General features: G+C 73.0%; 18 protein-coding genes. 8 read left to right on the top strand and 10 right to left on the bottom strand.

Annotated elements, in window-relative coordinates:
* Positions 1-225: 225 nt before the first annotated feature.
* Entirely contained in the window at positions 226-1236 is a 1011-nt protein-coding gene (locus tag ACLB9X_RS14490; protein ID WP_410360747.1) for a FecCD family ABC transporter permease, read from the bottom strand.
* Positions 1237-1343: 107 nt separating this feature from the next.
* On the opposite strand from ACLB9X_RS14490, the gene ACLB9X_RS14495 reads away from it, so the two are divergent.
* Positions 1344-1973, top strand: coding sequence for an HAD family hydrolase (locus tag ACLB9X_RS14495; RefSeq protein ID WP_410360748.1), 630 nt, complete (start codon positions 1344-1346; stop codon positions 1971-1973).
* Positions 1974-2034: 61 nt separating this feature from the next.
* Here ACLB9X_RS14495 and ACLB9X_RS14500 read toward each other — a convergent pair whose 3' ends face one another.
* The gene (locus ACLB9X_RS14500) at positions 2035-2289 is read right to left on the bottom strand and encodes a hypothetical protein (protein ID WP_410360749.1); all 255 of its coding nucleotides are present in this window, start codon (positions 2287-2289) and stop codon (positions 2035-2037) included.
* Positions 2290-2471: 182 nt separating this feature from the next.
* On the opposite strand from ACLB9X_RS14500, the gene ACLB9X_RS14505 reads away from it, so the two are divergent.
* Positions 2472-2855 (top strand): cold-shock protein, encoded by a 384-nt coding sequence (locus tag ACLB9X_RS14505; protein ID WP_410360750.1) that lies wholly within the window; start codon positions 2472-2474, stop codon positions 2853-2855.
* A gap of 129 nt (positions 2856-2984) precedes the next feature.
* On the opposite strand, the gene ACLB9X_RS14510 is transcribed toward ACLB9X_RS14505, so the two are convergent.
* The 4 genes from ACLB9X_RS14510 to ACLB9X_RS14525 all read right to left on the bottom strand — a co-directional run bounded on the left by ACLB9X_RS14510 (position 2985) and on the right by ACLB9X_RS14525 (position 6679).
* Complete coding sequence (locus ACLB9X_RS14510; RefSeq protein WP_410360751.1) at positions 2985-3824, bottom strand: 1,4-dihydroxy-6-naphthoate synthase; 840 nt, start codon at positions 3822-3824, stop codon at positions 2985-2987.
* Positions 3821-4492 carry a futalosine hydrolase gene (locus tag ACLB9X_RS14515; protein WP_410360752.1) on the bottom strand — a complete coding sequence of 224 codons (672 nt, stop codon included), beginning with the start codon at positions 4490-4492 and terminating at the stop codon, positions 3821-3823. Before ACLB9X_RS14515 ends, ACLB9X_RS14510 begins: the two co-directional genes overlap by 4 nt.
* A 49-nt stretch (positions 4493-4541) precedes the next feature.
* On the bottom strand, positions 4542-5024 hold the full coding sequence (locus ACLB9X_RS14520) for a DUF2771 domain-containing protein (RefSeq protein ID WP_410360753.1): 483 nt from the start codon (positions 5022-5024) through the stop codon (positions 4542-4544).
* A gap of 305 nt (positions 5025-5329) precedes the next feature.
* Complete coding sequence (locus tag ACLB9X_RS14525; RefSeq protein WP_410360754.1) at positions 5330-6679, bottom strand: MFS transporter; 1350 nt, start codon at positions 6677-6679, stop codon at positions 5330-5332.
* 358 nt (positions 6680-7037) lie between these two features.
* On the opposite strand from ACLB9X_RS14525, the gene ACLB9X_RS14530 reads away from it, so the two are divergent.
* Together ACLB9X_RS14530 and ACLB9X_RS14535 are read left to right on the top strand one after the other, a co-directional pair.
* On the top strand, positions 7038-7979 hold the full coding sequence (locus ACLB9X_RS14530; RefSeq protein WP_410360755.1) for a DUF3027 domain-containing protein: 942 nt from the start codon (positions 7038-7040) through the stop codon (positions 7977-7979).
* Between the two features lie 515 nt (positions 7980-8494).
* Entirely contained in the window at positions 8495-11638 is a 3144-nt protein-coding gene (locus ACLB9X_RS14535) for a sacsin N-terminal ATP-binding-like domain-containing protein (RefSeq protein WP_410360756.1), read from the top strand.
* A gap of 109 nt (positions 11639-11747) precedes the next feature.
* On the opposite strand, the gene ACLB9X_RS14540 is transcribed toward ACLB9X_RS14535, so the two are convergent.
* Positions 11748-14213, bottom strand: coding sequence for an HAD-IC family P-type ATPase (locus tag ACLB9X_RS14540; protein WP_410360757.1), 2466 nt, complete (start codon positions 14211-14213; stop codon positions 11748-11750).
* 325 nt (positions 14214-14538) lie between these two features.
* Positions 14539-14838: a DUF2530 domain-containing protein gene (locus ACLB9X_RS14545; RefSeq protein ID WP_410360758.1), complete on the bottom strand. Its 300-nt coding sequence runs from the start codon at positions 14836-14838 to the stop codon at positions 14539-14541.
* 179 nt (positions 14839-15017) lie between these two features.
* Between ACLB9X_RS14545 and ACLB9X_RS14550 the strand changes: the two genes are divergently transcribed.
* Positions 15018-16472 carry an NCS2 family permease gene (locus tag ACLB9X_RS14550; protein WP_410360759.1) on the top strand — a complete coding sequence of 485 codons (1455 nt, stop codon included), beginning with the start codon at positions 15018-15020 and terminating at the stop codon, positions 16470-16472.
* 41 nt (positions 16473-16513) lie between these two features.
* On the opposite strand, the gene ACLB9X_RS14555 is transcribed toward ACLB9X_RS14550, so the two are convergent.
* On the bottom strand, positions 16514-16696 hold the full coding sequence (locus ACLB9X_RS14555; protein WP_410360760.1) for a ribbon-helix-helix protein, CopG family: 183 nt from the start codon (positions 16694-16696) through the stop codon (positions 16514-16516).
* Between the two features lie 147 nt (positions 16697-16843).
* Between ACLB9X_RS14555 and ACLB9X_RS14560 the strand changes: the two genes are divergently transcribed.
* The 3 genes from ACLB9X_RS14560 (at position 16844) to thpR (ending at position 19651) form a co-directional block, all read left to right on the top strand.
* The gene (locus ACLB9X_RS14560; protein ID WP_410360761.1) at positions 16844-17290 is read left to right on the top strand and encodes a MarR family winged helix-turn-helix transcriptional regulator; all 447 of its coding nucleotides are present in this window, start codon (positions 16844-16846) and stop codon (positions 17288-17290) included.
* 27 nt (positions 17291-17317) lie between these two features.
* Positions 17318-18676 carry an MFS transporter gene (locus ACLB9X_RS14565; RefSeq protein ID WP_410360762.1) on the top strand — a complete coding sequence of 453 codons (1359 nt, stop codon included), beginning with the start codon at positions 17318-17320 and terminating at the stop codon, positions 18674-18676.
* Positions 18677-19081: 405 nt separating this feature from the next.
* Complete coding sequence (gene thpR / locus ACLB9X_RS14570) at positions 19082-19651, top strand: RNA 2',3'-cyclic phosphodiesterase (RefSeq protein WP_410360763.1); 570 nt, start codon at positions 19082-19084, stop codon at positions 19649-19651.
* Positions 19652-19783: 132 nt separating this feature from the next.
* On the opposite strand, the gene ACLB9X_RS14575 is transcribed toward thpR, so the two are convergent.
* Positions 19784-20773 (bottom strand): aldo/keto reductase, encoded by a 990-nt coding sequence (locus ACLB9X_RS14575; protein WP_410360764.1) that lies wholly within the window; start codon positions 20771-20773, stop codon positions 19784-19786.
* Positions 20774-20860 lie beyond the last annotated feature (87 nt).

Consider the following 20860-nt stretch of genomic DNA (forward strand, 5'->3'; position numbering starts at 1 on the left):
CCCCATCCCGAAACCGGGCTCCGCCCCCGGACCCCCGGGCCGTGCGCGGGCTTCGGGGCTGCGCCGCCGGCTCCGTTCGGGACTCCGTTGCGGGCCCGCCGGCCGTGCGCCCCGGGCGCAGGTGTCGGGACTCCGTACCGTGCTTCGCGCGGTGTACCGGTGCCGACGGACGGGCTGATCGCGCGCAGCGAGTGCCCAGGGGCAGCGCCCCCGTACGGGAAACGGTCACGCGGGCACCGCCTTGCGGCGCACCAGCGTCACCAGGAACGGCACGCCGATCAGTGCCGTCATCACGCCCGCCGGGATCTCGCTCGGCGGGAACAGCACGCGGCCCAGAACGTCCGACACCAGCAGCATCACCGGGCCGATCAGCGCGGCCATGGGCAGGACCCAGCGGTGGTCGCTGCCCACGATCGCGCGGGCGATGTGCGGGACCGCGAGGCCGATGAACGCGATCGGGCCCGCCGCCGCCACACCCACGCCCGTGAGCACCGTCGCGCCGACGCCGCCCACGATCCGTACCGTCGCCACACTTTGGCCGAGGCCCTTCGCCACGTCCTCGCCGAGCGCCAGCGCGTCCAGGCCGCGGGCCACCGCGACCACCAGCACCGTGCCCACCAGCAGGAAGGGCCAGACCTGGTGCACGATCTCCGCGTCGCGGCCCGCGACGGAGCCGACCTGCCAGAAGCGGAACTCGTCCAGCGCCGCCGCCTTCGTCGTCAGGATCCCCATCGTCACCGACACCAGCAGCGCGTTGATCGCCGCGCCGCCGAGCGCCAGCTTCACCGGCGTCGCGCCGCCCCGGCCGCTGGAGGCGATCGCGTACACCGCGACCGAGGCGAGGGCCGCGCCCGCGAATGCGAACCAGACGTACCCCGTGAGCGTGTGGATCCCGGCGAACGCGATCGCCAGCACCACGCCCACCGACGCACCCTGGCTGATGCCGAGGATCCCCGGGTCGGCGATCGGGTTGCGGGTGATGCCCTGCAGGGCCGTGCCGGCGAGCGCCAGGGCCGCGCCGACCATCAGGCCGATGAGGGTGCGCGGCACGCGCAGTTCACGGACGACCTCGGCGTCCGCGCCGCTCCCGCCGTACAGCAGGGCCTCGAACACCGCCGACGGCGCGACCGCGCGCGCCCCGACGGCGAGGCTGAGCAGGACCGCCAGCAGCAGAGCCGCCACGGCCGCCGCCGTCCAGCCGATGCGGCGGACGGCCTGAGCGCGTCTGGCTGACATGAACACCTATCGCAGAGAGACCCAGGGTTGGTAAGGCTTGGCTAAGTCTATGTGTCCGGATTTCGCTTCTCCGAGGGGGCCGGACGTCGCCGGGCACAATGGCCGGCATGGCCATCGACACCGCACCGAAGCCGTTCACCGTCGGGTTCGACCTCGACATGACCCTCATCGACTCGCGCCCCGGCATCCACGCCGCCTACCGGGCGCTGTCCGCCGAGACCGGGGTGTGGATCGACGCCGACCTGGCGATCACCCGTCTCGGGCCGCCGCTGGAGCACGAGCTGGCGCACTGGTTCCCGGACGAGCTGATCCAGCGGATGGGCGACCGGTACCGGGAGATCTACCCGGAGCACGCGATAGCGCCGACCCTCGCGATGCCCGGTGCCCGCGAGGCCGTCGAGGCGGTCCGGGAGCTCGGCGGACGCGCGATCGTCGTCACCGCCAAGCACGAACCCAACGCCAAGCTGCACCTCGCGCACCTGGGCATCGCACCGGACGAGGTCGTCGGCTGGCTGTGGGCGGAGGCCAAGGCGGAGGCGCTGCGCGAGCACGGCGCGAGCGTGTACGTCGGTGACCACATCGGCGACGTACGCGGCGCGCGGGGCGCCGGCGCGCTCTCGGTGGCCGTGCCGACCGGGCCCTGCGACGCGGACGAACTGCGCGGGGCGGGCGCGGACGTGATCCTGGACGACCTCACCGCGTTCCCGGACTGGCTGCGCGGCCACGCCCGGTCCTGACACCGGTGCACCGCCGCGTGGGGGCCGCTCGGCCCCCGTAAACCGAAACCTGTTGCGGTCGTTACCGCGACCGAGCGGATTTGGCCTGGCGCCGCTGCGCCGCGACCGACCGCAGCACCCCGGCCGCGGCGATCAGGAACCCGACGCCCATCAGCATGCTCACGGCGTACGCGACCGTCGGGAACGGCTCGGTGCCAAGGAACAGCGGGGCGACGGTGACGAGCGTGGCGACGGCGCCGACGACGAAGACGATGCCGCCGACGCGTACCAGCCCGTCACCCGGGGCGGGAGCAGCCGCGGGAGGAGTAGCAGTCATTCGGCCAGGGTAGTTCCCTTGCGCGTAGGAACCGATCGGGGACGTCTTGTCACCAGCCTCTGGACCATTAGCCTTGGGGGTGGCGGGTCAGGCGACCCGCTGTAGTGCTATCCAGAGCCGTTTTTTCGGCGCCCGCCCTGCGGTGCCCCCAGCGCCCGACGAGTACGAGGACGAGGACAGACGTGCCCACCGGCAAAGTCAAGTGGTTCAACAGCGAGAAGGGCTTCGGCTTTCTCTCACGCGATGACGGCGGCGACGTCTTCGTGCACTCCTCCGTGCTCCCCTCCGGCGTGGATGCCCTCAAGCCGGGCCAGCGCGTCGAGTTCGGCGTGGTGGCGGGCCAGCGCGGCGACCAGGCACTGTCGGTGACACTGCTGGAGCCGACCCCCTCCGTGGCGGCGGCCCAGCGGCGCAAGCCGGACGAGCTGGCCTCCATCGTGCAGGACCTGACGACCCTTCTCGAGAACATCACGCCGATGCTGGAGCGCGGCCGCTACCCCGACAAGGTGCACGGCAAGAAGATCGCCGGCCTGCTGCGGGCGGTCGCGGACCAGCTGGACGTCTGACGGGCCGTCTGACGAGCCATAGTGACGGGCCGTATGACGGGACGTCTGACGCGACGTATGACGGACGTGCGAGGGGACGTTCGACGAGCCCTATGACGGACGTGCGACGGGTGGTGTGACGCCCGGCGCTCAGACGAACGACAGCGCATCCCGGCCGAGGGGCGGTACGAGCCCCTCGGCCGCCGCGCGTGTCAGCAGGCCGCGCACGGCCGCGTAGCCGTCAACGCCCAGGTTGTGGGTGAACTCGTTCACGTACAGCCCGATGTGCTGGTCGGCGACGGCCGGGTCCATCTCCTGCGCGTGCTCCAGCACGTACGGCCGGGACGCGTCCGGGTCGTCCCAGGCCATGCGGACGGACGTCCGCGCGGCGTCGGCCAGCCGGCGCAGCATCTCCGGGCCCAGCGAGCGCTTGGCGATGATCGCGCCGAGCGGGATGGGCAGTCCCGTCGTCCGCTCCCAGTGCTCGCCCATGTCCGCGAGCGCGTGGAGCCCGTACTGCTGGTAGGTGAAGCGGGCCTCGTGGATCACCAGCCCGGCGTCCACCTTGCCGTCGCGCACGGCGGGCATGATCTCGTGGAACGGCATCACGACCACCTCGCCGACCCCGGCCGGGACGACATCGGCGGCCCACAGCCGGAACAGCAGGTACGCGGTCGAGCGCTCGCTCGGCACCGCGACCGTCCTGCCCTCCAGGCCGGTGCCGGGCTCGCGGGTCAGCACCAGCGGCCCGCAGCCGCGGCCGAGCGCGCCGCCGCACGGGAGCAGGGCGTACTCGTCGAGGACCCAGGGCAGCACCGCGTACGACACCTTCAGCACGTCGAACTCGCCGCGCTCGGCCATGCCGTTCGTGATGTCGATGTCGGCGAACGTCACGTCCAGCTCGGGTGCGCCCGGGATGCGGCCGTGCGCCCAGGCGTCGAAGACGAAGGTGTCGTTCGGGCAGGGCGAGTAGGCGATCTGCAGGGTCACGGTTGCTCCTGGAGGACGGGGGCGAGCTGCTGGAACGCACCGCGCAGCGCGCCGAGCGCCTCGCCGATGCGCCAGGCGGCGCGGTCGCGGGGGCCCACGGCGTTGGAGACGGCGCGGATCTCGACCACCGGCACGCCGTGGGCGGCGGCGGCCTCGGCGACCCCGAAGCCCTCCATGGCCTCGGCGGCGGCGCGGGGGTGTCGTGTGGCCAGCTCGTCGGCGCGCGCCGCGGTGCCGGTCACCGTGGAGACGGTGAGGACGGGCGCGTGCACCGCGCCGACCGCCTTCGCGATGCGCGCGGACAGCCGGGCGGGCGGCAGGTGGACGGTGCGGCCGAAGCCGAGTGCGTCGACGGGGAGGAAGCCGTCGGGAGTGTCGGCGCCGAGGTCGGCGGCGACGATCGCGTCGGAGACGACGAGCGCGCCGACCGGGCAGTACGCGGCGAAGCCGCCGCCGATGCCGGCCGAGACGACGAGGCCGTACGGCTCGGGCGCTGCCGTCAGCGCGGTGGCGGTGGCCGCGGCGGCCGCGGCGGGTCCGACCCCGGCGACGACGACGTCGAGCGAGGGCGTACGGGTGAGGGCGTAGCCGCCGGGGAGGACGCCGGGGTCCCCCGCGGCGACGGCTTCGGCCTCCGCCGCCACGGCGGTCACGACAAGGACGCGCACGGTGCCCTCCGGGTGCTGCGGGGCCTCCGGGTGCTCGGGGTGCTCCGGGTCAGGAGGCCTTCTCGAACTGGAAACGGTAGATGCCGATGACCTTCTTGCCCTTCGTCTCCATGATGTTGACGTCGGCCTTGGTGGTCGGCTCGCCGGTCTGCGAGGAGAAGAAGGCGTTGCCCGGGATGGTCCGGTACGTCTTCTTGTACGGCTCCTGCTCGACGGGCTGTACGCCGAAGAGCAGCGTCCAGCCGTTCTCGGCGATCTCCGGGTCGACGCCCATGCGGACCTTGTCGTCGACGGCGAACGTGATCTTGGTGGGGGTGCCCTTGGTGAGGCACTTCTGGACCTCGGACTCCTTGAGCGCCTTGCCGTCGTTGTAGCAGGTCGCCTCGGCGTGGACCGAGTCCGATCCGACCGTCACGGTCGCGAGCGGGGTCGGCTTGTCGCCACAGGCGGAGAGGACGAGGAGCCCGGCGGAGACAGCGCCGAGAGCGGCAGCGGTCCGGCGGCGCTTGCCGGAGAAGAACGCAACGGTCATGGTCCGAAGGCTATCGGGCGCGGCGGGCGCGGCGGCGCGGGGGTGCGGCGCGGCGTCCTTTTCCGCCCGACGTGGCTGCGCGCACGGGGGTTCCAGCCCGTCCGGCGTTTGAGGACACGCCCGCAGGGCGTGCCCTGCCACGGGGCGGCAGCCGGGTTCGATGCCTCGGCCGGGTCGCCGGGGCTCCGCCCCGGACTTCGCGCCTCAATCTCCCCCTACGGCCTGGCGGCCGTGGGAGGTACCCCCCAGCGGGGCTGGAATTGGCCGGGTCCGCGGGCGCAGCCACCCGGGGCCGGATATGGCCCTCACGCCACCCGGGGGCGGGGCGCGTCGCCGCGGCGGGAGGCCGAGAGCAGGCCCCGGCCCGCCGCTACCGCACCAGCCGTAACGATCGCCGCCGCCACCGACATCCCCAGCGAGCCGTTCAGTGGCAACGAGATGCCGACCGCCCCGCCCAGCACCCACGACATCTGCAGCAGCGTCTCCGAGCGCGCGAACGCCGACGTACGGACCTGTTCCGGCACGTCCCGCTGGATCAGCGCGTCCAGCGACAGCTTCGACAGCGCCTGCGTGAAGCCCGCCGCCGCGCCCAGCACCGCCACCATGCCCGTGCCGAAGAACACCGCCGACAGGATCGCCGCGGACAGGACCAGCGACAGCATCGTGACGATGATCAGCTCCGGGCCGCGGGCCTTCAGCCACGCGCCCACCGCCGTGCCGAGCGCGTTGCCCACGCCCGCCGCCACGCCGACCATCCCGAGCGACACCGCCGCCGACTGGCCGGGCAGCGGATGGTTGCGCAGCAGGAACGCCAGGAAGAAGATCAGGAACCCTGACAGCGCGCGATGTGCCACGTTCGCCTGGAGGCCGTGCAGTACCGAGGGGCCCACCGTGCGCAGGCTCGGCTTCTTCTCGCCGTGCGTCAGCATGTGCGCCTTGCGCTCGCCCTTCGCCGAGTCCACCTTGTGCGGCATTGTGAACGCCCAGTACGTGCCCAGCAGGAACAGCGCGCACGCCCCGTACAACGGCCACTGCGGCCCGATCTGCTGGAGCCCCACCCCCACCGGCGCGGCGATGCCCGTGGCGAGCAGGCCGGCCAGCGTGACCCGGGAGTTCGCCTTCACCAGCGAGAACGTCGGCGGCAGCAGCCGCGGGACCACCGCGCTGCGCACCACGCCGTACGCCTTGGACGACACGAGCACACCCAGCGCCGCCGGATACAGCTCCAGGCCGCCGGTCACGACCGCCCCCGACATCAGCACGGCCAGCAGCGCGCGGGCGAGCATCGCGCCGGCCATCGCCGCGCGCCGCCCGTGGGGGACGTGGTCGAGCAGGGGGCCGATGACGGGGGCGAGCAGGGTGAAGGGCGCCATCGTGACGGCGAGGTAGAGCGCGACCCGGCCGCGGGCCTCGTCGGTCGGCACGGAGAAGAACACCGTGGATGCGAGCGCGATGGTGATCATGATGTCGCCGGCGCCGTTGACCGCGTGCAGTTCGATCAGTTTCCCGAGGCCCGACTCGCCCGCGCCGTGCGCGTGCGTCGCCTTGCGGATGCCGCGCGCGGTGCCGGTGAACGGGAGGTGCAGGGCACGCCCGATCTTCCGGCCCGCTCGGCGGAGCGGCCCGGACGTCTCGGACGACCTCGCGGCTGCCACCTCGTCATAGTGCCCCAACGCCCCTCGGCGCGAACTGCGATCCGTGCGGGGGCGGCGTGTTGGACACGGACCGCGTCCGCGATGCGGACAGCGCGGCCTGTCGGTTCGTCCCGTGTTGCGACGGGCAGGTGGGCGGGGAGCTGCGAAGGGGGTAGCGTGCGTAGCGCGCCACCGGCGGTTGTTCTCGGCCGCGCGCCTCTTCGGCATCCCGCAGAATGGATGACGTCAGGTGTGCCCGGAAACGGATCGGTCCGGGCGTGGACGTCGATGCGGCCCTCTGGTCCGCTCCGCCCGCGGCCCCGTACCTGTCGGCCCGGCAGGCGCACCCGTGAGACGGCGTAGGAGAGAAGCGAGACCTGTGAGTGCGACGACGCGAAGCCGTACCCCCGACCGTCTGTGCGCCGAGGCGGTAGACCTCGCCCGGGAGGCGGCCGAGGAGGCCGCGGCACCGGGAGTGGTGGGCGAGCATGTGTCCCTCGTCTCCGAGGGGGACCGGGTCGTCACCCACTTCTTCGAGTGCACGGAAGCGGGCTACCGGGGCTGGCGCTGGGCCGTGACGGTCGCGCGCGCGTCCCGCGCCAAGGTGGTCACGCTCGACGAAACCGTCCTGCTGCCCGGTCCCGACGCGCTGCTCGCGCCGGAGTGGGTGCCGTGGAGCGAGCGGCTGCGGCCGGGCGACATGGGGCCGGGGGACCTGCTGCCCACGGAGGCGGACGACCTGCGGCTGGAGCCCGGCTACACGGGCGAGGACGAGCCCCCGCCGAAGTCGGTGCTTGCCGAGCATCCGCCCTCGCACGACCTGGTCGAACGGGTCGACGCCGAGGACGCCGAGCTGACCGACCGCAGGCCGGCGATCGAGGCGACGGACAACAGCGGGCGCGGCCAGATCGCGGCGCTCGCCGAGGAGCTCGGCATGCGCCGGGCCCGGGTGCTGTCCCGGTACGGGCTGCACACGGCGGCGGACCGCTGGGACGAGTCCTTCGGCCCGAAGACCGCGATGGCGCAGGCGGCGCCGGCGGCGTGCGTGACGTGCGGCTTCCTGGTGCCGATCGCGGGGTCGCTGCGGCAGGCGTTCGGTGTGTGCGCGAACGAGTTCTCGCCGGCGGACGGGCGCGTGGTGTCGCTGGCGTACGGCTGCGGTGGTCACTCGGAGGCGGCCGTGATGCCGAAGCCGCCGGTGCCGGCGCCGCCGGTGCTGGACTCGATGGCGGCGGACGAGTTCCCGCTGCGGCCGGCGCGGGACAGCGGGTCGGTGTCGCCGGAGACGGACACGGAGTCGGAGGACCTGGGCCACTCCTAGCCTCTCCGGCCGGCAGGGTCCGCCCTCACGGGACCCCACCCGGCCGTGGCCGCCGCCACCCCGAGTGGGCTGCACCCTGTGGGCCGAGCCTCGGCGCGTTGCGCGTGTGGACGAGGCAAGTTCAGCCTCGCTGGGGGCACCTCCCACGGCCGCCAGGCCGTAGGGGGAGATTGAGGCGCGGGGTCCGGGGCAGCGCCCCGGCGACCCGGCCGAGGCATTGGGCCCGGCTGCCGCCCGGTGGCAGGGCACGCCCTGCGGACGTCCTGGCGCGCCGGACGGGCTGGATATACACGGCCCGGCCCAGCCGACGGACGTCCTGGCGCGCCGGACGGGCTGGAAATGCACGGCCCGGCCCAGCCGACGGACGTCCTCGCGCGCCGGACGGGCTGAAAGGCACGCCCCCGCCCCCGCCCGCCACGTTACGGAACTCCCGCACGCGGTACCTTCGGCCCCAGCAGCAACACACAGGCCGCCGCAGGCACCCGCATGCGGCACCGGCAGGGCGGAGTCACAGCGTGAGCGTCAGGACGACCGAGTGGGCCGACCCGTTCGGGACGGCGCGGCTGCGGCGCGGTGTGCTCGACGCGTGGGGGGCCAGCCCGGCGCGCTTCCGCGAGGACGCCAACGCCGAGGAGGACCTCGCGCTCGGCGGCTACCGCGACCGGCTCGTCGTCGAGCTCGCGCAGAACGCCGCCGACGCCGCCGCCCGCGCCCGAGTGCCCGGCCGGCTGCGCCTCACGCTGCGGCCGGGCACGGGCGGCGAGCGCACCGTGCTGGCCGCCGCGAACACCGGCGCGCCCCTCGACGCGGCCGGCGTCGAGTCTCTGAGCACCCTGCGCGCCTCCGCCAAGCGCGAGGGGCACGAGACCTCCGTCGGCCGCTTCGGCGTCGGCTTCGCCGCCGTCCTCGCGGTCAGCGACGAGCCCGCCGTCGTCGGCCGCCACGGCGGCGTGCGCTGGTCCCTGGCCGAGGCTCGGGAGCTCGCCTGGCAGGCGGCCCAGGCCAGCCCGGGACTCGGTGACGAGCTGCGCCGCCGGGACGGCCACGTACCACTGCTGCGGCTGCCGCTGCCCGCCGAGGGCAGCGCGCCCGAGGGGTACGACACGGTCGTCGTGCTGCCGCTGCGCGACGGGGCCGCGGTCGACCTGGTGGAGCGGCTGCTCGCCGGGATCGACGACGCGCTCCTGCTGACACTGCCGGGACTCTCCGAGATCGTGATCGAAACCCCGGACGGGGTGAGGGAGTTGCGGCGCGGCGAGGACGGCGCGTACGTCCGTGTCGACGACAGCGAGCAGGGCGCACGGCGCTGGCGCGTGGTCAGCCACGCGGGCGCGATCGAGCCCGCGCTGCTCGCGGACCGGCCCGTCGAGGAGCGGCTGCGCCCGCACTGGGCCGTCACCTGGGCCGTGCCCGTCGACGCGGAGGGCTCCCCCGCCCGCCTGGGCACCGCGCCCGTCGTCCACGCGCCGACCCCCACCGACGAGCCCCTGGGCGTGCCCGCGCTGCTGATCGCCTCGCTGCCGCTGGACACGACGCGCCGGCACCCGGCGCCCGGACCGCTGACCGACTTCCTCGTGGAGCGCGCGGCCGACGCGTACGCCGAACTGCTCGGCGACTGGCAGCCGGTGAGCACCGGCACGATCGACCTGGTGCCCGGCCCGCTCGGCAAGGGCGAGCTGGACGGGGCGCTGCGGGCGGCGATCCTGACGCGGCTGTCGCGTACGGCGTTCCTGGAGGCCGCCGCGCCGCGGGAGCAGGCGGACGACGACTCCGGTCTGCCCGGCCGCGAGGCGCCCCGGGGCCTGCGCCCCATCGAGGCGGAGGTCCTGGAGGGTGCGGGCGCGGAGACCGTGCGCGTGCTGGCCGAGGTGCTGCCGAGCCTGCTGCCCGCCGGTCTCGAGCGCCGGGTCGAGCTGCGTACGCTCGGCGTCGCGCGCGTGCCGCTGACCGAGGCGATCGACCGGCTCGCCGGTCTGGAACGCGAACCCGCCTGGTGGCGCAGGTTCTACGACAGCCTCGCGGGCGTCGACCCGGACCGGCTGTCCGGTCTGCCCGTGCCGCTGGCGGACAACCGGACGACGATCGGCCCCCGCCAGACCCTGCTCCCTCTCGCGGACACCCCGCCCCATCTGGCCCGTCTCGGCCTGAAGGTCGTCCACCCGGACGCCGCGCACCCGCTGCTGGAGAAGCTCGGCGCGCTGCCCGCGACGCCGCGCGCCGTGCTGACGACGCCGCAGGTGCGGGCGGCGGTGGCGGCGTCGCTGGACGAGGGCGAGATCTGGGACGAGGAGGCCGACACCCTCGACGCCGAGGAGCTGGCGGAGACCGTCCTCACGCTCGTACGGGACGCCGAGCTGGAGCCCGGTGACGAGCCGTGGCTGGGCGCGCTGGCGCTGACGGACGAGGAGGGGGAGCTCGCGCCCGCGGGCGAACTCGTCCTGCCCGGCAGCCCGTTCGCCTCGGTCATGCGCGAGGGCGAACTCGCGCTCTGCGACGCGGAACTGGCCGAACGCTGGGGCGAGCAGCCGCTCTCCGCCTGCGGCGTCCTCGCCAACTTCGCCCTCGTCCGGGCTGCGGACGTCGTCCTCGACCCCGACGAACTCGAGCCCCGCGAGGGCGACTTCGCCGAGCCGGACGACGCCGGGCTGCTCGACGCGGTCGACGTGTGGTGCGAGGACGTGCTCGACCGGCTGCCCGACACGCCGGTGCCGCCGGTCGCCACGGAGATCGTGGCGGTGCGCGACCTGGACCTGGTGGACGACGACTGCTGGCCGCAGGCCCTCGCCCTGCTGGCGCAGCCGCCGCTGCGGGACGCGCTGACCCAGCCCGTACGCATCCTGCTGCCGGACGGCACGACGGAGACGGTGCGGCCGTACACGGCGTGGTGGCTGCGCGACCATCCCGTGCTCGACGGCCGCCGCCCCGCGGGCCTGCGCGCGGCGGGCGCGGACCCGCTGCTTGAGGGCCTGTACGAGTCGGCCGACACGACGGGCTTCGAGGACACGCAGGTGCTGCACGCCCTCGGCGTACGGACGTCCGTCGCGGCGCTGCTGGACGAGCCGGGCGGGGCCGCGGAGCTGCTGGCCCGCCTCGCCGACCCCGGTCGCCGGGTGCGCGCCGACCGGCTGCACGCCCTGTACACGGCGCTGGCCGACCTCGACCCGGAACAGGTCACGCTCCCCGACGAGCTGCGGGCCGTGGTGGACGGCGAGGTGGTGGTCGTGGACGCGGCGGACGCGGTCGTGGCGGACACCCCCGACCTGCTGCCGCTCACCGCGGGGCTGCCCCTGCTCCCGGTGGCGCCCTCGCGCGCCGCGGACCTGGCGGAGCTGTTCCAGGTGCGCCGCCTGAGCGAGGCGGTCACGGCGGAGGTCACGACGGAGGGCGAGGAGCACGAGGTGCCCGATTCCGTAAGGGTCCTGCTGGGCCCCTCGACGCCGGCGACGTACGTCGAGCACGAGGAGCTGATCGCGGGCGGCGTCGAACTCGACTGGCGCCGCACCCCGGACGGCGTGCTGCACGCCGCGACGCTGGAGGGCGTGGCGGCCGCGCTGGCCTGGTCGACGGCCCAGTGGCCGCGCCGCTTCGAGGTGGCGGCGCTGCTGGAGGACGCCTCCCGGACGACGGAGCTGGAGAGGGCGCGCTGGTTCGACGCGTAGCGGCTGCCGCTCGGGGCTCCCGGCCGTGTGTCACGTCCCGGAGCCCGGCGAGACCACGTACGGACCGGACCCTCGCCGGCCCGCTCCCGGCCGGCCCGACTCCCGGCGGTCACGCCGGCACGCGCCGGGCCACCGCACGCCAGGCGAGTTCCAGCAGCGCCGCGCCCGTCGCGGCGATCGCCACCGCCGTCCACGGCATCGTCACGCCGACCAGCTTCAGCGCGAAGAAGTCCTGGAGCCACGGGACGACCAGCACCAGCAGGAAGCCCGCGCCCATCGTCGCCACCAGGCCGATCCGCCACCACGTGTAGGGCCGGGCGATGATCGCCAGGACCCACATCGCGACCAGGAACAGCGTCAGCGTCGCCGCGCTCGTCTCCGCGTCGAGCGCGTCGGGGCCGCTGTAGTGCGAACGCGCCAGCAGGTACGTGGAGAACGTCGCCGCCGCCGCGATCAGGCCCGCCGGGATCGCGTAGCGCATCACCCGCCGTACGAAGTGGGGCTTGGCCCGTTCCTTGTTGGGGGCCAGGGCCAGGAAGAAGGCCGGGACGCCGATGGTGAGCGTGGACAGCAGCGTCAGGTGCCGGGGGAGGAACGGGTACTCCACCTGCGAGCAGACCACCAGGATCGCGAGGAGGACGGAGTACACCGTCTTCGTCAGGAACAGCGTGGCCACCCGCGTGATGTTGCCGATCACCCGGCGGCCCTCGGCCACCACGGACGGCAGCGTCGCGAAACTGTTGTTGAGCAGGACGATCTGGGCGACCGCCTTCGTGGCCTCCGAGCCCGAGCCCATCGAGACGCCGATGTCCGCGTCCTTCAGCGCGAGCACGTCGTTGACGCCGTCGCCCGTCATCGCGACCGTGTGGCCCCGGGACTGGAGCGCGCCCACCATGTCGCGCTTCTGCCGCGGGCTGACCCGGCCGAAGACGGCGTTCGCGTCGATCTCCGCACCCATCGCCGACCGCTCGGCCGGCAGCCGGCGGGCGTCGACCGTACGGTCCGAGCCCGGCAGCCCCAGCTTGTCCGCGACCGCGCCGACCGCGACCGCGTTGTCCCCGGAGATGACCTTCGGCGCGACGTTCTGGTCCGCGAAGTAGCGCAGCGTCTCCGGCGCGTCCGGGCGCAGCCGCTGTTCGAGGACGATCAGGGCCGCCGGTTTCGCGCCGTCGGCCGGGGACGGCGCGTCCAGTGCCTCGGCCGCCTTCGTGAGCAGCAGCACCCGCAGGCCCTGCCGGTTGAGGGCGTCGATCTCGTCGAGGGCCGGGTCGCCGCCCGGCAGCAGGACGTCGGGCGCGCCCAGCAGCCACGTGGACGACTCCCCGTTGCCCTCGCTGAAGCTCGCTCCGCTGTACTTGCGCGCCGACGAGAACGGCAGCGACTCCGTGCAGCGCCACTCCTCGCTGTCCGGATACGCCTCGATGATCGCCTGGAGCGAGGCGTTCGGCCGGGGATCGGACTCGCCGAGCGCGCCGAGCACCTGCCGCAGGTACGCCTCGTCCGTCCCGCCCAGCGGCCGCAGCTCCGTGACGTCCATCCCGCCCTCGGTGAGCGTGCCCGTCTTGTCGAGGCAGACGACGTCGACGCGGGCCAGGCCCTCGATCGCGGGAAGCTCCTGGACCAGGCACTGTTTTCGGCCAAGACGGATCACGCCGATCGCGAAGGCCACGGACGTCAGCAGCACCAGCCCCTCGGGGATCATCGGCACGATGCCGCCGACCGTGCGGGCGAGCGAGTCCTTGAAGTTCGTGTCCTTGACGACGAGCTGGCTGATGATTAGGCCGATCGCGGTCGGGACCATCATCCAGGTCACGTACTTGAGGATCGTGGAGATGCCGGAGCGCAGCTCGGAGTGGACCAGCGTGAACCGCGACGCCTCCTCCGCGAGCTGGGCCGCGTACGCCTCCCGGCCCACCTTCGTCGCCGTGAACGCGCCGCCGCCGGCCACGACGAAGCTGCCGGACATCACCCGGTCTCCGGGCTGCTTGAGCACCGGGTCGGCCTCGCCGGTCAGCAGCGACTCGTCGATCTCCAGGTTGTCGGCCTCGGCGAGCTCGCCGTCGACGACGACCTTGTCCCCCGGCCCGAGCTCGACGAGGTCGCCGAGCACGATGTCCGACGTGGAGACGGTGGAGGCGACGCCGTCGCGCCGTACGCGCGGTTTCGCCTCGCCGATGACGGCGAGGGAGTCGAGGGTCCGCTTGGCCCGCAGCTCCTGGACGATGCCGATCCCGGTGTTGGCGATGATCACGAAGCCGAAGAGGCTGTCCTGGATCGGCGCGACGAAGAACATGATCACCCACAGCACGCCGATGATCGCGTTGAAGCGGGTGAGGACGTTGGCGCGCACGATGTCGACGGCCGAACGCGAGCTGCGCACCGGTACGTCGTTGACCTCGCCTCGCGCCATGCGTTCGGCGACCTGGTCCGCGGTCAGCCCGGTCGTGGGCGCGGCGGTCGGCGTCTCGGGGCCCGGTGGCTGCCGGGGGTGTAGGGGGTCGAGTTCGGCACCCGCGTCGGCGACGGGTCCGCGGGGCTCCTGGCCGTCCATGTCGATCTCCGCCCGCTGCGTCATGGTTCCGACGGTACGGCGGGGGAGGCGGCTTCACCCCCCGGGCGGGCGGAAGATCGGACCGGCGGAGGACGCGAATGGTCCCGAGGTACTACGGGTCGCCCCGGACGGGGATCGTGTCGTGTCCGGGCGGGCGCCGGGTCGGGCTCCGCCGGGGGGCGTGTCGTGTCGGGGCGACGCCGGATCAGCTTTGCCAAGGGCGTGTCGTGTCCGGTCCGCTCCACCGATTCCGCGGCGGCGCTGCGGACTCCGTCGGCGGCGCCGGGCGCGTCGGCTCCGTGCTGGCCCGGCGGATCTCCGCGCCGGACCGCGCTGCGCGGCGCGTGCGTCAGGTCTGCGGGCCCGTGTCCGGCGTCTCGGCCGCTTCCGCGGCCCCCGCCCGCGCCGCGCGATTCCGCTTGATCGCCGCGTCCCGGCTGCGTACGTACCAGATGCCGATCAGGCCGAGGCCGCCGCCCGCCAGGCAGGTCCACACCCACCAGGTCAGGTCGCGGTCGGCGAACCAGCCGTAGAAGGGGACCTGGACGACGAACATGACGAACCACAGGATCGTGCCGCCGGTGACGGTGGCGACCACCGGCCCCTCAAGGGGCTCGGGTGCCTCGTGCCTGGGGGTCCATTTCGCCATGCGCACAGTGTAGATCCGGGCGCGGAGGCAGCCGCGGGGCAGTCCCCGCAAGGGGTCTACGCGCGGAGATACCGATCTTCAACTTTATACGTTCATACTGAACGAGTTTGCGTCCGACCGGTTTCGTTCGTATGAACCTCTGTGCGAGTCCCCACGGAACCGGGTGAGAAAGGTCCCGTATGCCCCCCACGGCCACCGCTGAGGTCGCTTCCCCCGGCCTGCCGCCCACGCCCCCACAGTCCGTCGGCGGGCTGGACCGCTTCTTCAAGATCTCGGAGCGCGGCTCCACGGTCGGCCGCGAGGTCCGGGGAGGCTTCGCCACCTTCTTCGCGATGGCCTACATCCTCGTGCTGAACCCGATCATCCTCGGCAGCGCCAAGGACATGTACGGTCACCAGCTCGACGGCGGCCAGCTGGTCACCGCCACCGTCGTCACGGCGGCGTTCTCCACGCTCCTCATGGGTGTGATCGGCAACGTCCCGATCGCGCTCGCCGCCGGCCTCGGCGTGAACACGGTCGTCGCCCTGCAGCTCGCGCCCCAGATGGCATGGGCCGACGCGATGGGCATGGTGGTGCTCGCCGGCTTCGTGGTGATGCTGCTGGTGGCCACCGGCCTGCGCGAACGCGTGATGAACGCGGTGCCGCTCGGACTCCGCAAGGCGATCGCCATCGGCATCGGCCTGTTCATCATGCTCATCGGCCTCGTCGACTCCGGGTTCGTCACCCGTATCCCCGACGCCGCCCACACCACCGTGCCGCTCCAGCTCGGCACCGGCGGTCACCTGCTCGGCTGGCCGGTCCTGGTCTTCGCCCTCGGCACGCTGCTCACCCTCGCGCTGATCATCCGCAAGGTGCCGGGCGCGATCCTCATCTCGATCGTCGTGATGACCGTCCTCGCGGTGATCGTCAACGCCGTCGCGGACGTCGCGTCCTGGGGCCTGACCACGCCCGAGTGGCCCGGCAACCCGGTCTCGACGCCCGACTTCGGGCTGCTCGGCCAGGTCAGCCTGTTCGGCGGCTTCGAGAAGGTCGGCCTGCTGACCGGTGTCCTGTTCGTTTTCACCGTGCTGCTGTCGTGCTTCTTCGACGCGATGGGCACGATCCTCGCCGTCGGCGACGAGGCCGGGCTGATGACCAAGGACGGTGACTACCCCGGCATCAACAAGGTGCTGATCGTCGACGGCCTCGCCGTCGCCGCGGGCGGTGCCACCTCCTGCTCCGCCAACACCTGCTTCGTGGAGTCCACGGCCGGTGTCGGCGAGGGCGCCCGTACGGGGCTCGCGTCCGTCGTGTCGGGTCTGCTGTTCTCGCTGGCGCTGTTCCTCACGCCGCTCGCGACGATGGTCCCGTCCCAGGCGGCCACGCCCGCGCTGGTGGCGGTCGGCTTCCTGATCCTGGCCGGTTCCGTCAAGGACATCGACTGGAGCGACTTCACGATCGCCGCGCCCGCGTTCCTGGCAATGGTGATGATGCCGTTCACCTACTCGATCACGCACGGCATCGGGCTCGGCTTCATCGCGTTCAGCGTGCTGCGGCTGGCGACGGGGCGCGGGCGCGAGGTGCCCGTCGCGATGTACGCGGTGTCGGCCGTGTTCGTCTTCTTCTACGCGATGCCGGCGCTGGGTCTCACGTGAGCCGCGCCTGAGCCGGGCCGCCTGGCTTCAGGGCCGGGCCGCTAGGCCCTGCCGTAGAACTTCTCCGTCTCGTCGACGGCCGCCTTGAAGCGCTCGTCGAAGTCGTCGCGAATGAGCGTCCGGACCACGTAGTCCTGGACGCTCATTTGCCGTTTGGCGGCATGCTGCCGGAGCCGGTCGAGCAGCTCACCGTCTATCCGCAGGCTGAGCACTGTCGATCCCATACGGGCCAGGGTCGCCGGTCCGCCGGCACCCGCGTGTCATTTTCGGACCCGCTCTCACTCGTATGGGTGATGCATCGATCAGGACCGTGGTCGGGTGGCTGAAACGCGGCTGGTCTTTAGCGAGGGTAATAAGTTATGCTAAGGAACATGCCTGACCTGTCCCACGGTACTGACGCCGACGTCGCCGCCGTGAACTCTCTGCGCTCCGCCGTCATGCGGCTGGGCCGGCGCCTGAAGCACCAGCGCGTCGACGAATCGCTGAGCCCGACGGAGATGTCCGTGCTGGGCACACTGGCCCGCTGCGGCTCGGCCACCCCCGGTGAGCTGGCCCGCAAGGAGCACGTCCAGCCGCCGTCGATGACCCGGATCGTCGCGCTCCTGGAGGCCAAGGGACTGGTCCGGCTGGAGCCGCACCCCGAGGACCGCCGGCAGAAGGTGGTCAGCCAGACCGAGCAGGCCGAGGCCATGCTCGAAGAGAGCCGCCGCAAGCGGAACGCCTGGCTGGCATCCCTCGCCGAGGGCCTCGACGAGGACGAGTGGGCCACGCTGCGCGCCGCCGCCCCCGTGCTGGAGAAGCTCGCACACCTGCAGTGACCGCCGACGCCGAGGAGGCGAACCCCTTTGAGTACGGGACCCGGAGCAGACTCCGCCCCCGCACCGACCGCCAACGACTCCACGACCGACCGACCCGACCGGCCCGACCGCAAGCAGACGATGTTCAGCTCGCTGAGGATCCGTAACTACCGGCTCTTCGCGACCGGACAGGTCGTCTCCAACACCGGCACCTGGATGCAGCGCATCGCCCAGGACTGGCTGGTACTGAGCCTGACCGGATCCGCCTCCGCCGTCGGCATCACCATCGCGCTGCAGTTCCTCCCCATGCTCCTGTTCGGCCTGTACGGCGGCGTGATCGCGGACCGGATGCCGAAGCGCCGGCTCCTCCTCGTCACCCAGGCCGCCATGGGCCTCACCGGCCTGGCGCTCGCCGTGCTCACGCTCAGCGGACACGTCCAGGTCTGGCACGTCTACCTCACGGCGTTCCTGCTCGGCCTCGTCACCGTCGTCGACAACCCGGCACGGCAGTCGTTCGTCGCCGAGATGGTCGGCCCCGACCAGCTGCGCAACGCCGTCTCGCTGAACTCCGCGAACTTCCAGTCCGCGCGGCTGGTGGGCCCCGCCGTCGCCGGTGTCCTCATCACCGCAGTCGGCAGCGGCTACGCCTTCCTGCTCAACGGGCTGTCCTTCCTCGCGCCCCTCGCCGGCCTGCTGATGATGCGGCCCGCCGAGCTCCACAAGGTGGAGCGTGCGCCGCGCGGCAAGGGCCAGCTGCGCGAGGGCCTGCGTTACGTCGCGGGCCGGCCCGAGCTGATCTGGCCGATCGTGCTCGTCGGCTTCATCGGCACGTTCGGCTTCAACTTCCCGATCTGGCTGTCGGCCTTCGTCGACGACGTCTACCACTCGGGCGCGGGTACGTACGGCCTGCTCAACACCCTGATGGCGGCCGGTTCGCTGGCGGGCGCCCTGCTCGCCGCCCGGCGCGGGACGTCCCGGCTGCGGATGCTGGTGGGCGCGGCGGTGCTTTTCGGTGCGCTGGAGGTCGTGACGGCGTTCGCCCCGGCCTTCTGGATGTTCGCGGCGCTGATGGTCCCGATCGGCATGTTCGGCCTGACGGTCAACGTCACGGCGAACTCCAGCCTCCAGATGGCGACGGATCCGCTGATGCGGGGCCGTGTGATGAGCCTGTTCATGATGGTGTTCACAGGCGGTACGCCGGTGGGCGCGCCGCTCGTGGGCTGGGTCACCGACACGTACGGCGCGCGCGTCGGCTTCGCGGCGGGCGGCGCCGTGGCGGCGCTCGCGGCGGCGGGCGTCGGCGTGATGCTGGCGCGGGTCGGGGGTCTGCGCGTCTCGGTGGGATGGCACGGGGGGCACCCGCGGGTGCGCTTCGTGGAACGAAAGCGGTTGACGACGGCGGCGTGAGCGGTGGGGGCGTCTTGGGAACGGGGCGCTGCCGCCGGGGGGCGCGTGGCCGGGGGTGGGCCGCTGCGCGGGGCGTTTTCCCCTCCCCGCCCCTTCCCGAAACTGGGGCTTCGCCCCAGACCCCCGTACCGCGCTTCGCGCGGTGTCCTCAAACTCCCCCTACGGCCTGGCGGCCGTGGGAGGTGCCCCCAGACGGGCTGATTTCGCGCAGCGAAATCCAGCCCCGCCGGCGATTGAGGCGCGGGGCTTGGGGCGGAGCCCCAACAAGCGCGTCGCGCACAAGAAGCCCCGCCCACGCTTGAGGCGCGGGGTCCACGGGGGCAGCGCCCCGGCAAGCGCGTCGCGCACAGGCAGGCCGGGTCCCTGGGGCAGCGCGCCCCGGGTGGGGCGCGGCACACTGGGCGCATGAGACTCTTTGCCGCCGTCCTGCCGCCCGACCGCGCCGTCGACGAACTCGGCCTCGCCGTCGACCGGTTGAGCGGTATGGCCGGGGCCGACCGGCTGCGGTGGACCGGGCGGGAGGGGTGGCACTTCACGCTCGCCTTCATGGGTGAGGTCGGCGACGACCTCGTGCCCGAGCTGCGGGCGCGCCTCGCGCGGGCCGCGCACCGGACTGAGGTGTTCCCCCTGCGCCTGCACCGCGGCGGACGCTTCGGGCGGCGCGCCCTGTGGGCCGGGGCGGCCGGCGGGCTGGACGAGATGCGGCTGCTCGCCGAGCGCGCCGACGCGGCCGCCCGCCGTTCCGGGATCGACATGGACGAGCACCGCAGCTACCACGCGCACCTGACCATCGCCCGCGCCCGCGAGGACACGGACCTGCGCCCGTACGTCGAGGCGCTCGACGACTTCGAGGGCTCACCCTGGCACGTGGAGGAGCTCGCACTCGTCCGCAGCAACCTCCCGGGCGGCGGCCGGCCGGGCGCACAGCCCCGCTACGAGGTGGTCGATTCCTGGCCGCTGAAGCCCGCGGGTTAACCTCGACGGGTGAACCCGAAGACCCGTAACCAGATCATGGCCGCCGTTCTGGTGCTCATGTTCGTGATCGTCGCCGTGGCGGCCCTGGCCGGCAAGTAGCCCGGTCACGGCCGCCACGACGCGGTGACGGTGTCACCAGGCGAAGGCCTCCGGCGACGGCCCCGGTCCCGGGAAGATCTCGTCCAGGGACGTGAGGACCTCCTCGGACAGCTCCAGCTCGACCGCCCGCAGCGCGGACTCCAGCTGCTCGGGCGTGCGCGGGCCGACGATCGGGCCCGTCACGCCGGGCCGGCTCAGCAGCCACGCGAGCGCCGTCTCGCCCGGCTCCAGACCGTGCTTGTCGAGCAGGTCCTCGTACGCCTGGACCTGGGCGCGTACGGCGGTGTCGGCGAGTGCGTCCGCCGAGCGGCCCGTTGCGCGCCGGCCGCCCTCGACCTCCTTCTTGATCACGCCGCCGAGCAGCCCGCCGTGCAGCGGCGACCAGGGGATGACCCCGAGGCCGTACTCCTGCGCGGCCGGGATGACCTCCATCTCGGCGCGGCGCTCCGCGAGGTTGTACAGGCACTGCTCGCTGACCAGCCCGTACGAGCCGAGCCGGCGCGCGGTCTCGTTGGCCTGGGCGATCTTCCAGCCGGGGAAGTTGGAGGAGCCGGCGTAGAGGATCTTGCCCTGCGCGATCAGGACGTCGATGGCCTGCCAGATCTCCTCGACCGGGGTGCGGCGGTCGATGTGGTGGAACTGGTACAGGTCGATGTAGTCGGTCCGCAGCCGCTTCAGCGAAGCGTCCACGGCGCGGCGGATGTTGAGGGCGGAGAGCCGGTCGTGGTTGGGCCACGGGTCGCCGTCGCCGGCCATGTTCCCGTAGACCTTGGTCGCGAGCACGACCTTGTCGCGGCGGTCGCCGCCCTTGGCGAACCAGTTGCCGATGATCTTCTCGGTGCGGCCCTTGTTCTCGCCCCAGCCGTAGACGTTGGCGGTGTCGAAGAAGTTCAGGCCCGCGTCGAGTGCGGCGTCCATGATGGTGTGGCTGGTGGGCTCGTCGGTCTGGGGCCCGAAGTTCATCGTTCCCAGGACGAGTCGGCTGACCTTGAGTCCGGTGCGTCCGAGCTGCGTGTACCTCATGGATCCCAAGCCAACTGCTTCGAGTCCACTCCAGGCAAGGGCGCGCGGGCCGGTGTCACGCGCGGGCCGGTCTCACGCGCGGCCCGC

It is taken from the genome of Streptomyces sp. 5K101 (assembly GCF_046506645.1).
Taxonomy (GTDB): Bacteria; Actinomycetota; Actinomycetes; order Streptomycetales; family Streptomycetaceae; genus Streptomyces.

What these genes read in the sequence shown, in the direction of transcription:
- ACLB9X_RS14575 (WP_410360764.1), bottom strand. Translation starts at nt 20,773, where the DNA reads ATGAGGTACACGCAGCTCGGACGCACCGGACTCAAGGTCAGCCGACTC.
- ACLB9X_RS14545 (WP_410360758.1), bottom strand. Translation starts at nt 14,838, where the DNA reads ATGGCGAAATGGACCCCCAGGCACGAGGCACCCGAGCCCCTTGAGGGG.
- thpR (WP_410360763.1), top strand. Translation starts at nt 19,082, where the DNA reads ATGAGACTCTTTGCCGCCGTCCTGCCGCCCGACCGCGCCGTCGACGAA.
- ACLB9X_RS14550 (WP_410360759.1), top strand. Translation starts at nt 15,018, where the DNA reads ATGCCCCCCACGGCCACCGCTGAGGTCGCTTCCCCCGGCCTGCCGCCC.
- ACLB9X_RS14540 (WP_410360757.1), bottom strand. Translation starts at nt 14,213, where the DNA reads ATGACGCAGCGGGCGGAGATCGACATGGACGGCCAGGAGCCCCGCGGA.
- ACLB9X_RS14490 (WP_410360747.1), bottom strand. Translation starts at nt 1,236, where the DNA reads ATGTCAGCCAGACGCGCTCAGGCCGTCCGCCGCATCGGCTGGACGGCG.
- ACLB9X_RS14520 (WP_410360753.1), bottom strand. Translation starts at nt 5,024, where the DNA reads ATGACCGTTGCGTTCTTCTCCGGCAAGCGCCGCCGGACCGCTGCCGCT.
- ACLB9X_RS14555 (WP_410360760.1), bottom strand. Translation starts at nt 16,696, where the DNA reads ATGGGATCGACAGTGCTCAGCCTGCGGATAGACGGTGAGCTGCTCGAC.
- ACLB9X_RS14495 (WP_410360748.1), top strand. Translation starts at nt 1,344, where the DNA reads ATGGCCATCGACACCGCACCGAAGCCGTTCACCGTCGGGTTCGACCTC.
- ACLB9X_RS14560 (WP_410360761.1), top strand. Translation starts at nt 16,844, where the DNA reads ATGCCTGACCTGTCCCACGGTACTGACGCCGACGTCGCCGCCGTGAAC.
- ACLB9X_RS14500 (WP_410360749.1), bottom strand. Translation starts at nt 2,289, where the DNA reads ATGACTGCTACTCCTCCCGCGGCTGCTCCCGCCCCGGGTGACGGGCTG.